This is a genomic window from Diaphorobacter sp. LR2014-1 (assembly GCF_002916785.1).
Taxonomy (GTDB): Bacteria; Pseudomonadota; Gammaproteobacteria; order Burkholderiales; family Burkholderiaceae_C; genus Diaphorobacter; species Diaphorobacter nitroreducens.
The window spans coordinates 206,277-220,748 of sequence record NZ_MTBE01000001.1 but is presented as its reverse complement, the minus strand read 5'-3'; the positions used below and the strand labels follow the sequence as shown (position 1 = coordinate 220,748).

At 68.9% G+C, this 14,472-nt stretch carries 11 protein-coding genes and 1 pseudogene; 5 read left to right on the top strand and 7 right to left on the bottom strand.

All coding sequences use genetic code 11. The features are described 5' to 3' along the window. Positions 1 to 131 precede the first annotated feature (131 nt). Positions 132 to 875 carry a gamma-glutamylcyclotransferase gene (locus BV908_RS01035; protein WP_103736946.1) on the top strand — a complete coding sequence of 248 codons (744 nt, stop codon included), beginning with the start codon at positions 132 to 134 and terminating at the stop codon, positions 873 to 875. Between the two features lie 138 nt (positions 876 to 1,013). Next, positions 1,014 to 1,616, top strand: a complete 603-nt coding sequence (wrbA, locus tag BV908_RS01030; RefSeq protein ID WP_019373987.1) for an NAD(P)H:quinone oxidoreductase — start codon at positions 1,014 to 1,016, stop codon at positions 1,614 to 1,616. A 210-nt stretch (positions 1,617 to 1,826) separates the two neighbouring features. Here the strand turns inward: wrbA and BV908_RS01025 are convergent, their stop codons facing one another. Together BV908_RS01025 and BV908_RS01020 are read right to left on the bottom strand one after the other, a co-directional pair. Then, on the bottom strand, positions 1,827 to 3,251 hold the full coding sequence (locus BV908_RS01025; protein WP_103736945.1) for an FAD-linked oxidase C-terminal domain-containing protein: 1,425 nt from the start codon (positions 3,249 to 3,251) through the stop codon (positions 1,827 to 1,829). Positions 3,252 to 3,532: 281 nt separating this feature from the next. After that, entirely contained in the window at positions 3,533 to 3,907 is a 375-nt protein-coding gene (locus BV908_RS01020) for a calcium-binding protein (protein ID WP_047350916.1), read from the bottom strand. 155 nt (positions 3,908 to 4,062) lie between these two features. Here BV908_RS01020 and BV908_RS01015 point away from each other — a divergent pair, with 155 nt between their 5' ends. Then, positions 4,063 to 4,635 (top strand): cob(I)yrinic acid a,c-diamide adenosyltransferase, encoded by a 573-nt coding sequence (locus BV908_RS01015; RefSeq protein ID WP_047350915.1) that lies wholly within the window; start codon positions 4,063 to 4,065, stop codon positions 4,633 to 4,635. 359 nt (positions 4,636 to 4,994) lie between these two features. Here BV908_RS01015 and BV908_RS01010 read toward each other — a convergent pair whose 3' ends face one another. Then, positions 4,995 to 5,417 carry a hotdog fold thioesterase gene (locus BV908_RS01010; protein ID WP_011803515.1) on the bottom strand — a complete coding sequence of 141 codons (423 nt, stop codon included), beginning with the start codon at positions 5,415 to 5,417 and terminating at the stop codon, positions 4,995 to 4,997. Positions 5,418 to 5,640: 223 nt separating this feature from the next. Between BV908_RS01010 and BV908_RS01005 the strand changes: the two genes are divergently transcribed. Then, the gene (locus tag BV908_RS01005; protein ID WP_103736944.1) at positions 5,641 to 6,798 is read left to right on the top strand and encodes an ABC transporter substrate-binding protein; all 1,158 of its coding nucleotides are present in this window, start codon (positions 5,641 to 5,643) and stop codon (positions 6,796 to 6,798) included. Positions 6,799 to 7,044: 246 nt separating this feature from the next. Here the strand turns inward: BV908_RS01005 and BV908_RS01000 are convergent, their stop codons facing one another. After that, a complete protein-coding gene (locus tag BV908_RS01000) occupies positions 7,045 to 8,565 on the bottom strand; it encodes an acetyl-CoA hydrolase/transferase family protein (protein ID WP_281631021.1) in 1,521 nt (506 codons plus the stop codon). Between the two features lie 199 nt (positions 8,566 to 8,764). Between BV908_RS01000 and BV908_RS00995 the strand changes: the two genes are divergently transcribed. Continuing rightward, positions 8,765 to 9,496 carry a zf-TFIIB domain-containing protein gene (locus BV908_RS00995; RefSeq protein ID WP_103736942.1) on the top strand — a complete coding sequence of 244 codons (732 nt, stop codon included), beginning with the start codon at positions 8,765 to 8,767 and terminating at the stop codon, positions 9,494 to 9,496. A 133-nt stretch (positions 9,497 to 9,629) separates the two neighbouring features. Here the strand turns inward: BV908_RS00995 and BV908_RS00990 are convergent, their stop codons facing one another. The 3 genes and pseudogenes from BV908_RS00990 to BV908_RS00980 form a co-directional block, all read right to left on the bottom strand. Then, positions 9,630 to 10,880 (bottom strand): solute carrier family 23 protein, encoded by a 1,251-nt coding sequence (locus BV908_RS00990; RefSeq protein WP_103736941.1) that lies wholly within the window; start codon positions 10,878 to 10,880, stop codon positions 9,630 to 9,632. A 238-nt stretch (positions 10,881 to 11,118) separates the two neighbouring features. Next, positions 11,119 to 12,417 carry a PAS domain S-box protein gene (locus tag BV908_RS00985; RefSeq protein WP_103736940.1) on the bottom strand — a complete coding sequence of 433 codons (1,299 nt, stop codon included), beginning with the start codon at positions 12,415 to 12,417 and terminating at the stop codon, positions 11,119 to 11,121. Between the two features lie 96 nt (positions 12,418 to 12,513). Continuing rightward, positions 12,514 to 14,422, bottom strand: a pseudogene (locus BV908_RS00980) (B12-binding domain-containing radical SAM protein). Between the last annotated feature and the right edge of the window lie 50 nt (positions 14,423 to 14,472).

Sequence of the window (14,472 nt, the reverse complement as noted above, 5' to 3'; positions counted from 1 at the left end):
ATGCGCTCTGGCCCATTGATCAAGCGGTAGATGCGAAATACAGTGAACCGCAGTGAAGAGCGGCGCGCCGCCGCGCCGTTCTCCAGCGTACGGACCCGCTCCTTCCCCCCGGTTCTGCATCGACCCCACCCATGGAACCCCACGCCTTCAGGCACCTCCCCCAACTGCAAGGACGGCTCACGCCGCCCCAGGCCAGCGGGCTGCGCCTGACCGACGAGGTGCTCGCCGCCTGGGATGCACAGGCGCGCCAGCAGGGCCTGTCCGCCGACTGGCGGCTGCCCGATGACGTGGTCGAGCGCTCACGCCAGGCCGTGCTGGCGCAGAGCGAGGGGTGCGACCTCTGGGTGTTTGCCTACGGCTCGCTGATGTGGAACCCCGCCATCCACTTTGACGAGGTGCGCCGCGCCCGGCTCGCGGACCATGCGCGCCGCTTCGCGCTGGCCACCACGATCGGCCGCGGTACACCCGACAGCCCGGGCCTGGTGCTCACGTTGCAGCGCGGCGTGGGTGACTGCGAGGGGTTGGCATTCCGCATTCCGCAGGCGCTGCTGGAGCGGGAGTCGCGCATGCTGTGGCGGCGCGAAATGATCCACGGCAGCTACTGCCCGGGCTTTCAACCGCTGCACACGCCGCAGGGCGGTGTGCGCGCGCTGGTGCTGTCCGCCAACACCGCGCACCCGCTGCACCGCGGCGGGCTGTCGCTGGACGACACCGCGGCCATCATCGCCAGCGCGCAGGGCAGCGTGGGCAGCAACCGCGACTACCTGGACCAGCTGGCGTGCCAACTCGACCTCTTGGGCATCCGCGATGACTACGTGCGCTGCCTGGCTGCCCGGGTGCGCGCGCACCGCGCGGCGCAGGACCTGGGTGGTTAAGTGAGATCGAACCAGCGCCGGTGGAGCCCGCTGGAGCGGGGTGCCACCGTGTGCTGGCCCATGAAGGCGGCGGGGTGCTGCGCGCGCTGCCTGCCATGCTGCTTGTGGCTGCACAAGCGTTCTTGAAAAGGGAAAGTCATGTCCAAGGTACTCGTTCTCTACTACTCGACTTACGGCCATCTCGAAACCATGGCGCAGGCCGTCGCCGAAGGCGCGCGCTCTGCCGGTGCCACGGTGGACGTGAAGCGCGTGCCCGAAACGGTGCCGCAGGAGATCGCCCGGTCCGCGCACTTCAAGCTGGACCAGTCCGCACCCGTCGCCACCGTGGCCGAGCTGGAAAACTACGACGCGATCATCGTCGGCGCGCCCACGCGCTTTGGCCGCATGCCCTCGCAGATGGGCAGCTTCCTCGACCAGGCGGGCGGCCTGTGGGCGCGCGGCGCCCTCAACGGCAAGGTGGGCGCGGCGTTCACCTCCACCGCCACGCAGCACGGCGGGCAGGAGACGACGCTGTTTTCCATCATCACCAACCTGCTGCACTTCGGCATGGTGATCGTGGGGCTGCCCTACAGCTTCCAGGGCCAGATGACGCTGGACGAAGTGGTGGGCGGCGCCCCCTACGGTGCGACCACCATCGCCGGCGGCCAGGGCCAGCGCCAGCCCAGCGCGACCGAGCTGGACGGCGCACGCTTCCAGGGCCGTCTGGTGGCCGAGACGGCCAACAAGCTGTTCGGCGCCTGAAGCCACGCCGGTGCCGCGCGGCGTGGTCCGCGTGGTGCCGGGTGGTGGAGCGCCTGCCCCCAGCCCAGCCGCGGACCGGCTGGGCTTTTTATTGCCCGCGCGCTCGGGCCCGTTGTGCGGAAAACAAGGGTAAAAAAGGCCCTAGCGCTTATGCAGCAATCGCTTGCAGCTATTGAATCAGGAGTGGCGGCGCGCCCGCCGCGGCGCAGGCTACAGCGCGAAGATCTTGCCCGGATTGAGGATGTTCTGCGGGTCCAGCGCGCGCTTGATGGCGCGCATCATCTCCACCGCGCCTTCGCCGGCCTCGTCCACCAGAAAGCCCATCTTGTGCACGCCCACGCCGTGCTCGCCGGTGCAGGTGCCGCCCAGGCGCAGCGCGCGCGCCACGAGCTGGTGGTTGAGCCGCTCGGCTGTCTCGCGCTCGGCGGGGACGGCCGGGTCCAGCAGGTAGCCGAAGTGGAAGTTGCCGTCGCCCACGTGGCCCACCAGGAAGTAGGGGATGCCGCTCGCGTCGGCCTCGGCCACGGAGTCGAGCAGGCAGTCGGCCAGGCGGCTGATGGGCACGCAGGTGTCGGTGCTGATGGCCTTGCAGCCCGGGCGGCTCTGTACGGCGGCAAAGTAGGCGTTGTGCCGCGCGGTCCACAGGCGCGTGCGCTCCTCGGGCGTGGTGGCCCATTCAAACGCGTTGCCGTCCCATTCGCGTGCAATGTCCTGTACCACCTCGGCCTGTTCCTGCACGCCGGCGGGCGAGCCATGGAATTCCATCAGCAGCAGCGGCTCCTCGCGCAGACGGAGCTTGCTGTGGGCGTTGACCATGCGCACGCTGTTGGCGTCGATGAGCTCCACGCGCGCGATCGGCACACCGAGCTGGATGGTCTGGATCACCGTGCGCACGGCGGCCTCGATGGTGGGAAACGAGCAGATCGCCGCGCTCACCGCCTCGGGCAACGGGTACAGGCGCACGGTGACCTCGGTGAACAGGCCCAGCGTGCCCTCGCTGCCCACCATCAGGCGCGTGAGGTCGTATCCCGCGCTGCTCTTCTTGGCGCGCGTGCCGGTGCGGATCACCTCGCCACTGGCGGTGACCACCTCCAGCGCCAGCACGTTCTCGCGCATGGTGCCGTAGCGCACGGCGTTGGTGCCGCTGGCGCGCGTGGCGGCCATGCCGCCGATGCTGGCGTCGGCGCCGGGGTCGATGGGGAAGAACAGGCCCGTGTCCTTGATCGCCTCATTGAGCTGCTTGCGCGTGATGCCGGGCTGCACGGTCACGGTGAGGTCGTCGGCGTCAACGGACAGCACCCGGTTCATGCGGCCCATGTCGATGCTGATGCCGCCCTGGACGGCCAGCAGGTGCCCTTCGAGCGACGAGCCCGCGCCGTAGGGGATCACTGGCACGCCGTACTGCGCGGCCAGGCGCACGGCGTCCTGCACGTCCTGCGTGCTCTCGGCAAAGACCACGGCCGCCGGCGGGGGCGCCTGCAGCGAGCCCTCGTCGCGCCCATGCTGCTCGCACACCGCCTGCGCCGCCGAGTACTGCGCGCCAAAGCGTGCGGCCAGCGCATCCAGCATCGCCTGCGGCACGGGGCGCGGCGTGGTCAGGGGTTGCAGATGGGCGGTGGTCGCGGGGGCGTTCATGGCGGGCTTCCTTCAAGGCGCGTGGGTGGCGGCCATTCTAGAAGTCCGGGCTGCGGCCTGCGGGCCGCGTGTTGAGAGTCCACCATGGTCGGCCTGTGGCGAAAGGCCGATCTAGCGTGTATCCATGGAAAAACCCCGCCCGCACCCTGGAGGACAGTGCAGGCGGGGGGTGGTGGCGGCCCGAGAGGACGGGGTCGCCCAGACGGGCCGCCCAGGACGGGTATGGCGTTGCGCTCGAAGGGTGCGTAATCAATGCTTGACCATGCCCGTCCCTTTAAGCGTCAAGACCGGCTGCCGGCCTCGAACTCGGTGCGGGACAGGCTGCCGTTCTTGTCCTTGTCCAGCGCCTGGAAGCGGTTGGCGATGGCGGGTAGCTGGCCCGCCTCGGCGCTGCTCAGCTGGCCGTCGCGGTTGGCATCGGCGCGTTCAAAGGCGCTGGCGCTGCTGCCGCTGGGCGTGGCCGTGCTGCTGCCGCCAAAGGTCGCTTTGGGCTGCGTTGTGGCTGGGCCCGGCCCCGTCTGGTACTGCGGTTGTGCGGAGGGGGCGCTGGGCGTCTGGGCCTGCGCCGCCGCACCGCCCACGGTCAGCGCCGCAAACAGCATCACGCTGCGGGCATCGAAGGAGGGGAGGGTGCGTCGTTGCGGTGTGTGAGGCATCGATTCGGCTCCGGTGGAAGTTGAACAGGCCTTCATTGCACCGCAGCATGGATGCCGCAGCCAGCACTTTTGCCCGCTGTTGCCCGTCTCCACAATGGCCCGGCGGATGTAACGCACAATCGTCGCCCCGGCCCCGAATGAGGAGGAAACGCGCCATGGGAAACAGACTGACACAAATCGCCACGCGCACCGGCGACGACGGGTCCACGGGCCTGGGCGACAACACCCGCGTGTCCAAGGCCAGCGGCCGCCCGCAGGCCATGGGCGACGTGGACGAGCTCAACTCCCACATCGGCCTGCTCCTGTGCGAGCCGCTGCCCGCGGACATGCGCGAGCTGCTGATCGACGTGCAGCACCAGCTGTTCAACCTGGGCGGCGAGCTGTCCATGCCCGGCTACGAGCTGCTCAAGGACGATGCGCTGCTGCAGCTGGACAACGCGCTCGCGCGCTACAACGCCGAGCTGCCGCGGCTGCTGGAATTCATCCTGCCCGCGGGTACGCGCGCCGCCTGCCAGGCCCATGTGTGCCGCACGGTGGCCCGCCGTGCCGAGCGCTCCGTGGTGGCGCTGCAGCAGCATGAGACCATGCGCGCCGCGCCGCGCCAGTACCTGAACCGTCTGTCCGACCTGCTGTTCGTGCTCTCGCGCGCGCTCAACCGCATGGACGGCGGCAGCGAGGTCTACTGGAAGAGCGAGCGCCTGGCACGCCAGAACGATGCTACTGAATAAGTAGCTGCCAGCGCAGACTGGTCAAGCGCTGCGGCACGATTGGACGCATAACACGATGGGGCGCATAAGTCACCGCAACGCGGCAGGTGCGCCGGCGCGCAATCCATCACCCCGCTCCAACCTTCCGAAAGCCGCAGCGCAGGCCGCAGGCGCTGTCTTTGGGCGCGAGTGGGGTGGTGTTGCTATTAAAAAAGTAGCTGCTCGCGCTTATCCATCAGGCGCTACACCCCGATTGGACCCATTGTCCCACTGCGGCCCGGAACGGTGCCGGCGCGCGATTCCTCGCCACGCTGCCTCTTCCGAAGTCCGCGGAGCAGGCCACGCCAGCAGACGCCGCGCAGCGCCTCAGGGGGATGCCTTTATTTCGGCGCCAGCATCGCCATGGTGATGCGCGACACGCAGGTCAGCTCGCCCGCGTCGTTCACCATGTCGATCTGCCAGACCTGTGTGGTCTTGCCGATGTGCACCGGCCGGGCCGTGCCCGTGACCCATCCGCTCCTGGCGGCGCGCAGGTGGTTGGCGTTGATGTCCAGGCCCACGGCCAGCCAGCCCTCGGGGCTGGCGTGGTAGGCGCCCACCGAGCCCAGCGTCTCGGCCAGCACCACGCTCACGCCGCCGTGCAGCAGGCCGAAGGGCTGGCGCGTGCGCTCGTCCACGGGCACGCGCGCGCGCAGGAAGTCGTCGCCGACTTCGGTGAACTCGATGCCCAGGTGGCTCACGGCGGTGTTGGCGCTGGAGGCGGTGATCAGCGCGAGGGTGGTGGGTTTTTTCCAGAGGGACATGGTCTGAGGGGTCTCACATCAGGGCTGCGCCCGGCAGCGGCTCCGGGCTTTGGCACGATTGGTGGGCTCGGTGGCGGAAGTTGCAACCTCCACACGCCCAGAATCGACCGGTTTGCTCGTTTGGAGCATATCCGTTTCCCGTGCGCAGTGCTTTGTGCGGCCCACCAGCGGGCCGGGGCGCCGCGGGGCTGCCTTCCCATCCAACCCACACATTCCTTTGACCATGCAACGCCGCCAGTTTGTCCTCCAAGCCGGCCGAGCCGCCGCCCTCGCGGCCGCGCCGGCCTTCGTGCTCCCGGCCCGTGCGCAGGACGCGCCAGGCGTGTCCGCCAAGGCCCTCTCGATCGGCTGCTCGGCCGCCATGAGCGGCCCATTGCTGGGCTTTGGCACCGACATCCAGCTGGGCGCGGGCGCTGCTTTCGCGCAGGCCAACGCGCGCGGCGGTGTGCATGGGCGCACGCTGCAGCTGCAGATGGTGGACGACGCCTATGACCCCGAGCGCACGCTGGCCAACGTCAAGCAGATCATCGGCCAGGGCAGCGCACTGGCGCTGCTGTCGTGCGTGGGCACGCCCAACAACGCGGCCATCGTGCCGCTGGTGGAAGAGGCCGGTATTCCCTACGTGGCGCCGATCACGGGCGCGTCGTCGCTGCGCAAGAGCACGCGCAACGTGTTCCATGTGCGCGCCAGCTACACCGACGAGGTGCAGCGCCTCATCCAGCGCCTGGCGGGCATGGGCCTGAAGGGCATCGGCGTGGTGTACCTGGACAACGGCTACGGCCGCGAAATGCTGGAGGACGCCACGCGCGCCCTGGCGGCGCTGAACATGAAGCCCGCCGTGCAGGTGGCCGTGGCCACCGACGGCAAGAACCTGCCGCAGGTGCTGCAGGCCGTGGCCGCGGCGCGCCCTTCGGCCGTGCTGCTGGCGACCGCAGGCACGGTGTCCGTGGGCCTGGTGCGCGGCATCAAGAAGGAATCGCCCGGCGTGCTCATGGCCGGCCTGAGCGTGACGCTGCCCAGCGCCAGCGTGGGCCAGCTGGGCGAGGACGGCAGCGGCCTCGCGCTGTCCATGATCGTGCCCGACCCCAACCGCGCCAAGCTGCAGCTGGTGCGCGACTACCAGTCCGCCATGCGCGCGCAGGGCAAGAGCGAGTTCTCGCAAGGCAGCCTGGAGGCCTACGTGAACGCGCGCGTGCTCATCGAAGGCCTGGACCGTGCCGGCAAGGACGTGACCCAGCCCAAGCTGCGCGCGGCGCTGGCGGGCATCCGCAACCTGGACCTGGGCGGCTTCGTGGTGGACTACAGCGGCCAGGCGCCCTACGTGGGCTCGCGCTTCATCGACCTGGGCGTGCTGGGCAGCACGGGCCGCTTCATCGCCTGAACACGGCACCGCTGAGGCGCTTCGCGCCTCGGTGCAGCCGCCCAAGGCGGCAGCCCTTCGGGACCGTCCAAGCCTGCGCAGGCAGCTAGCGCGCCCCGCAGTCCCGCTCTCGTATTTGCTGCGCGATGCGGGCAGGGGGCGCGCCCCACGGCGATGGGGCGGCGCGGCCGGTCCAGGCCCTTGCCTGGGGCGCGCCAGTTCTCCGTTCTTTGTGTAGGCCCCGGGGCGCCAGGGACGGCTGGGCCCTCAGGGCAGCATGCTGCCCGTGGCCAGGCAGCGCTCGTGCCAGGACAAGGCCTCGCCCAGGATGTGGGGCGTGTGCTGCGCGCCCTTGCTGCGCGCGCGGTCGAAATAGTCCTGCAGCAGCGGGCGGAAGTCCGGGTGCGCGCACTTGTCGATGATGACCTGCGCGCGCTGGCGGGGCGACAGGCCGCGCAGGTCGGCCAGGCCCTGCTCGGTAACGATGATCTGCGTGTCGTGCTCGGTGTGGTCCACGTGCGAGACCATGGGCACGATGCAGCTCACCTTGCCGCCCTTGGCCACCGAGGGTGTGACGAAGAACGACAGGTAGCCGTTGCGCGCATAGTCGCCCGAGCCGCCGATGCCGTTCATCATGGCCGAGCCCATCACGTGCGTGGAATTGATGTTGCCGTAGATGTCGGCCTCGATCATGGCGTTCATGGCGATCACGCCCAGGCGCCGCACCAGCTCGGGGTGGTTGCTGATCTCCTGCGGGCGCAGCACGATGCGGTCGCGGTAGAAGGCGATGTGTTCGTTGAAGTCCTTCAGCGCCTCGCTGCTCAGCGAGATCGCGGTGGCCGACGCCGCGGTCATCTTGCCGCGCTTGATCAGCTCCAGCATGCCGTCCTGCAGCACCTCGGTGAAGCCCAGCAGTTCGTCGAACGGGCCGTCCAGCAGCCCGGTCAGCACCGCGTTGGCCACGTTGCCCACGCCCGACTGCAGCGGCAGCATGTTCTTGGGCAGTCGGCCCACCTTCACCTCGTGGGCCAGGAAGTCGATGATGTGCGCCGCGATCTGGTTGGAGACTGCGTCGGGCTTGGCGAAGGCCGTGTCGCGGTCGCGCTGGTGCGTCTGGACCACCGCGATCACCTTGGACGGGTCCACGCGCAGGTAGGGCTCGCCGATGCGCTCGGTGGCCTGCGTCAGGTGGATGGGCTGGCGGCGCGGGGGAATGGCCGTGCCGTAGTAGATGTCGTGCATGCCCTCCATCTCGATCGGGGGCAGCGAGTTCACCTCGAGGATCACCTTGTCGGCGATCTCCAGCCAAGTCTTGTTGTTGCCCACGGCGGACGAGGGGATCAGCCGGCCGTCGGGCAGGATGCCCAGCACCTCCACCACAGCCACCTGCATGGGGCCCAGGAAGCCGAACCACGCATGCTGCGCCACGTGCGAGAGGTGGATGTCCAGGTAGTGCACCTCGCCCGCGTTGATCTTGTCGCGGCAGATCGGGTCCGACTGGAACGGCAGGCGCTGGTGGATGCCGTTCACCTTGGCCAGCGCGCCGTCCAGCTCGGGCGCGGTGGAGGCGCCCGTCCACACGTTGACCTGGAACGGCCGGCCTGCTGCATGCTCGGCCTCGATGCGCGCGGCCAGCGCCTGGGGCACCTGCTTGGGATAGCCCGCGCCGGTGAAGCCGCTCATGCCGATATTGGCGCCGGCCGGGATCAGGGCCGCGGCTTCGGCCGCGCTCATGATTTTCTGGGCCAGACCGGGGTGCTGGATACGGGGGGACGACGAGGTGGACACGCTAACTCCAGACGGACAAGCGCCCCGTGCAGGCCTGGCGGGCAGCTGGCGCGGGGCGCAAAAAAGAGCGTAAATCTTAGCAGCCGCTCCGTGCGCGGCTAGGGATAACCCTGGCCTTACACCGCGCCGACGCAGGCCGCCCGCGCAGGCGCGGCCGCGTCGCGGCACCGGCCGGGCAGGCAGTACGATCGCGTCCACCATGCCGTTCACACCGCGTTGCCCCTCGTGCCGCCAGCCCACCGAGATCCGGCGCTTTGCCGCCAGCACCGGAGGCACGCTGGAGCTGGACCTGTGCTTTGCCTGCCAGGGCATGTGGTTCGACCCGCAGGAGAACACGCGCCTGGCGCCGGCGGCCGTGCTGGAGTTGTTCGAGCTGCTGCACCAGCACCGTGGCGACGCGCACCACCCGCTGGCCGACCGGCTGCGCTGCCCGCGCTGCAGCCAGGCGCTGGCCAAGGGCTACGACGTGGCGCAGGGCGGGCGCTACGTCACCTACCGCTGCGCGGCGCGCCACGGGCGCTTTTCGACCTTTGGTTCGTTCATGGTCGAGAAGGGCTTCGTGCGGCACCTGTCCACGATGGAGATCGAGGCGCTGGCCGAGCGTGTGGGCACCATCAACTGCACAAGCTGCGGCGGCACGGTGGACATCCGCCACGACCACGCCTGCCCCTACTGCCGCTCGGCCCTGTCGCTGCTGGACCCGCAGGCGGTGGACAAGGCCCTGGCGCGCCACGGCAGCGCCGCCCGTCAGACCGCGCCGGCGGACGCCGCCTCGCCCGACGCCCTGGCCGATGCGCTGGTGGCGCTGGAGCGCAACCGCGCGCGGGAGGAGCGTGCACGCCAGCGCGAACGGCTGGAGGGCACGCGCAGCGACGAGTTCGACCTGCTCACCGCGGGCATCGAGATGGTGTGGTCGCTGTTGCGGCGGTGATCGGTTTGCTACTAAAAAAAGAGCTGCTGGCGCTTGTTAAGATTGATTTTCAAGGCGGAAAGTGCCTTGAATCTTTTCAGGATAAGCGCCAGCAGCTATGAATACGGGAGCGCCTGGGCGCTCCCGCCCAGCCTTACTTGCCGCGGTTCAGGGCCGCGTACAGCACGATGGCGCCGAAGGTCGCGGTGCCGATGCCGCCCAGCGCGAAGTCGCCGAACTTCAGCGTGAATTCGCCCGTGCCCAGGATCAGCGTGATCGCCGCCACGATGAGGTTCTTGTTCTGCGAGAAATCCACCCGGTTGTCCACCCAGATCTTGGCGCCGGCAATCGCAATCAGGCCGAACACCACGATGGACACGCCGCCCATGACCGGCAGCGGGATCGCCTGGATCAGCGCGCCGAACTTGGGCGAGAAGCCCAGCAGCACCGCCAGCAGCGCCGCGACCAGGAACACCGCCGTGGAGTAGATGCGCGTGGCGGCCATCACGCCGATGTTCTCGGCGTACGTCGTCACGCCCGTGCCGCCGACCGCGCCGCTCACCATCGTCGCCACGCCGTCGCCGATGAAGGCGCGGCCCATGTACTGGTCCAGGTTCTTGCCGGTCATGGCCGTCACGGCCTTGATGTGGCCCAGGTTCTCGGCCACCAGGATGATGACCACCGGCACGATCAGCAGCATGGCGGGCGCGCTGAACACGGGCGCGTGGAACTGCGGCAGGCCAAACCAGGCGGCGTTGGCGATGCCCGATACGTCGATCGGCTTGCCCAGGCCCATGCCGTTGGTCAGCAGCGCGTACAGCAGGCTGGCGATGATCAGTCCCACCAGGATCAGCAGGCGCTGCAGCATGCCGCTGGTGAATACCGCCACCAGCGCCACACACACGAAGGTCAGGGCCTGCATCCAGGCCTCGAAGTTGTTGGCCGCCATGTTCTTGATGGGGATGCCGGCCAGGTTCAGCCCGATCACGGCCACCACCGCGCCGGTGACCACCGGGGGCATGAAGCGCTCGATCCAGCCCGTGCCCACCAGGTGCACCACCACGCCCACCAGCGTGTACACCAGGCCGCAGGCGATGATGCCGCCCAGCGCCACGCCGATGTTGGCGTTGGGGCCCTTGCCTGCATAGGCCGTGGCCGCGATCACCACGCCGATGAAGGCGAACGACGAGCCCAGGTAGCTCGGGACCTTGCCACCGGTGATGAGGAAGAAGATCAGCGTGCCGATGCCGCTCATCAGCACCGCCACGTTGGGGTCGAACCCCATCAGGATGGGCGCCAGCACCGTGGCGCCGAACATGGCGATGACGTGCTGGATGCCCATCAGCCCGGTCTGCGCCCAGGGCAGCCGCTCATCCGGTCCGATCACGCCGCCACCCTGCAGCACCTGCGCCGGTTACTCATTCCATTGCAAAAGGGCCATGGGGCTCTCCTTGTGTGAAAGCGCTGATTTTAGAGGTTGGATGGGCCTCTGGCGCTTGTGTGGCAAGCGCAAACAGCTATCAAATCAGGAGTGTGCCGGAGTGCGCTATCACCCAGGGGTGCCAGACGGGCCCATCGCCGCCGGCCTGCCGAGCGTGGCGGGGCCGTTTTCTGCCGTCACGGGGCCCAGGTTTGCCAGGCCCTCAGCGCCCCGGCTTGCCGGTCTCGAGCGCGTGCAGCTCCTGCACCACGTCAACCACCTTGTGTGCGTCCTCGCGGATGCGCTCGATGGCGTCGCGCGCCTGGCGTGACAGCTGGGCACCCTGCTCCACCGCCGCCACGCCGCCCTGGATGTGGTCGATCATCGCCCGCATCTCCTGCAGCACGGCCTGGATGGTCTGGTGGATGTCGTTGGTGGCGGTGCGGCTGTCGCCGGCGAGTTTGCGCACCTCCTCGGCCACCACGGCAAAGCCGCGCCCGGCCACGCCGGCGCGCGCGGCCTCCACCGCCGCGTTGAGGGCCAGCAGGTTGGTCTGGTCGGCCACGCGGCGTATGCCCTGCACGCTGGCGGCGATGCTCTCGGTCTTGCGCCCGAGTTCCTGCACGCGGGCCGCGGTGTCCTCGAACAGCTGGGCGATCGACTGGATGCGCGCCGTGGCGTCGACGATGGTTTGCGTGCCTTCTTCGGAGAGCTGCTGCGTCTCCCGCGCCACGGCAAACGCCGTGTTCACGCCCTGCTCGCGCGCCTGCGCCTGCTGCACACGCGCGGTGATGTCGGTGGCGAACTTGACGATGTGGCTCACCACGCCGTCAGGGTCGAGCACCGGGTTGTACGTCGCCTCCAGCCACACCGTGCGCCCCCGCGCATCGACGCGCTCGATCTTGCCCTTGGAATACACGCCCGCGCGCAAATCGTCCCAAAAGCGTGGGTAGTCGCTGCTTTGCGCGAATGCGGGCGGGCACAAGATGCGGTGGTGCTGGCCCACCAGGTTCTGGCGGGTGTAGCCCATGGTGTGCAGAAAGTTGTCGTTGGCGCGCAGCACATGGCCTTGCAGGTCGAACTCGATCACTCCCATGGAGCGTTCGATGGCCTCCAGGATGGCATGGGCGCGCTGCGTCTGCTCCTGCGTGGCGGTCACGTCGTAAACCAGCCCCACGATGCGCTCCACCCGGCCGCGGGCATCGCGCACGGGGTAGAACATGCCCTGCACCCAGACCACGGTGCCGTTTTTGCAGCGGCGCTGCGCCGTGCCTTGCACGAATTCGCCGCCGCACAGGCGCCGCCAATTGGCCTGAAAGGCAGGGCTGGCAACGTATTCCGGTGGATAGAAAATCGTTGGGGGCTGGCCGATCAATTCGGCACGCTGGTAGCCCAGCAGGTCACAAAACCGCGCGTTCACTTCGCGCACCACGCCTTGGACATCCACTTCGACCACGGCCGTCTGCTCTGCAATGGCCTGCCAGCGCCCTTGTGCCGAAAAACGTTGCTGCTGCCACCACATAGGACACCTCGTTGCTCAGAAATACCGGGCACGTAGTGTACGCGCGGTGAGCGCAACGCTTTGCGGGGAAAGCGCGAGAAGCTATTAAAACAATAGCTATCGCGCCGCCAGGGCGCGCGCGATGCGGCCTGGCCGCACCGTGGTCTTGGGCACGTGGAAGGGGAACCACATGCGCACGTCCTGCTCCAGCCCGATGCCGTGCATGTAGTTGTAGATGGCCTTCTTCAGCCCGGCGCCCAGCGCGTCGTGGTCCACCCCCGTGGGGTCGATGAAGGCCACGTCGTTCTTGGCAAAACCGCCCGGCGGCAGCGGGGCCAGGGTCACGCCGTATTCCTCGGGGCTCTGCCCCACGGGCGAATGCACGGTGCAGGCAAAGCGGTGGAAGAAGCCGCTCTGGATGCAGCCGTTCTCGAACAGCTGGCGCACGTATTCCAGCGCGTCCACCGTGTCCTGCACGGTCTGCGACGGAAAGCCGTACATGAGGTAGGCATGCACCAGGATGCCCGCGTCGCTGAATGCGCGGGTCACGCGCGCCACCTGGTCCACGCTGACGCCCTTCTTCATCAGGCCCAGCAGCCGATCGGAGGCGACCTCCAGCCCGCCCGAGATGGCGATGCAGCCCGCGTCGGCCAGCAGCTCGGCCAGCTCGGGCGTGAAGGTCTTTTCAAAGCGCACGTTGCCCCACCAGGAGATGCCGGTGCCGCGTGCGATCAGCTCCTGCGCGAGCGCCTTGAGGGCCTTGGGCGGCGCGGCTTCATCGACGAAGTGAAAGCCCGTCTGCCCGGTCTCGGCCACGATGGCCGCGATGCGGTCGGCCAGCACCTGGGCGCTGGCGCCCTCGTAGCGGCCGATGTAGTCCAGATTCACGTCGCAGAAGCTGCACTTCTTCCAGTGGCAGCCGTGCGCCACGGTGAGCTTGTTCCAGCGCCCGTCGCTCCACAGCCGGTGCATGGGGTTGAGCATGTCCAGCAGCGACAGATAGCGCTGAAGCGGCAGGCCGTCCCAGGTGGGCGTGCCGATCTCGGCAAAGGCGACGTCGGGTTCCGCCAGGTGGATGTACTGCACGGCACCATCGTCATTGCGCACAAAGGTGCGCACCAGCCGCTGGCGCCCGCGCTGGCCTTGCAGGTGCTCCAGCAGCGCGAGCAGCGGGCGCTCGCCGGCGTCCAGCGTCACGTAGTCGAAAAAATCGAACACCCGTGGGTCGGCCAGCTCGCGCAGCTCGGTGTTGACGAAGCCGCCGCCCAGTACGGTGACGATTTGCGGGTGCTGTGCCTTGAGGGCCTGGGCAATGCGAAACGCGCCGTACACCGAGCCCGGGAAGGGCACCGAGAGCAGCACCACGCCGGGCTGGTGGCGCGCGACGGCCTCATGGGTGAGCTGCTGCAGCACCTCGTCCACGAAGGTCGGCGCCTGCGCCAGCGCGTCGGCCAGCGGGTCGAACGTGGGCTGGCTGCCGGCGAGCTGTTCGGCGTATCGCACAAACTCGAAACGCGCGTCCACGGCGCCCTGCAGCACGTCCGCCAGGTCGTTGAGGTACAGCGTGGCCAGATGCTTGGCCTTGTCGGTCAGGCCCAGGGCGCCGAAGGCCCAGCCCAGCGGGTCGCCGCTGCCGTCGTCCTCGTACACGTCCAGCGCCGCGAAGCGCGGCCCCTCCGGCAGGTAGTGGCGGCCCACGATGCGGTGCGCGAGGGGTGCTGTCGCGCCCCTGCAAAAAGGCCATGGCTGGGCCGATGGTGGCCAGGTACCGCTCCTGCTGTGCAAGAAAGAACTGCACCGCCGGGCTCTGCGCGTTTGCGGGCAGGGCCCGCGCCCTTTCGGCGACCTGCCCGAGACCGTCGCGCGAGAGCAGCCGCAACACCAGCGCGATCGCCAGGTCCTCCTGCCACGCCGGCACGCCGCGCGAGCGCAGAAAGCCCGTGAGGTAGGCGGTGGAGGGGTAGGGCGTGTTGAGCTGCGTCATCGGCGGGATGACGGACAGCACGCGGGGCAGGGCTGCGGGCATGGGCAAAGGGGTGGCGGGGGCTGGCAGAGCGGCGGATTATCCCGGTCCCC

Bases quoted from the DNA above. Each gene is read 5' to 3' on its own strand.
- BV908_RS01035 (WP_103736946.1), top strand. From the start codon at position 132: ATGGAACCCCACGCCTTCAGGCACCTCCCCCAACTGCAAGGACGGCTC.
- wrbA (WP_019373987.1), top strand. From the start codon at position 1,014: ATGTCCAAGGTACTCGTTCTCTACTACTCGACTTACGGCCATCTCGAA.
- BV908_RS01025 (WP_103736945.1), bottom strand. From the start codon at position 3,251: ATGAACGCCCCCGCGACCACCGCCCATCTGCAACCCCTGACCACGCCG.
- BV908_RS01020 (WP_047350916.1), bottom strand. From the start codon at position 3,907: ATGCCTCACACACCGCAACGACGCACCCTCCCCTCCTTCGATGCCCGC.
- BV908_RS01015 (WP_047350915.1), top strand. From the start codon at position 4,063: ATGGGAAACAGACTGACACAAATCGCCACGCGCACCGGCGACGACGGG.
- BV908_RS01010 (WP_011803515.1), bottom strand. From the start codon at position 5,417: ATGTCCCTCTGGAAAAAACCCACCACCCTCGCGCTGATCACCGCCTCC.
- BV908_RS01005 (WP_103736944.1), top strand. From the start codon at position 5,641: ATGCAACGCCGCCAGTTTGTCCTCCAAGCCGGCCGAGCCGCCGCCCTC.
- BV908_RS00995 (WP_103736942.1), top strand. From the start codon at position 8,765: ATGCCGTTCACACCGCGTTGCCCCTCGTGCCGCCAGCCCACCGAGATC.
- BV908_RS00985 (WP_103736940.1), bottom strand. From the start codon at position 12,417: ATGTGGTGGCAGCAGCAACGTTTTTCGGCACAAGGGCGCTGGCAGGCC.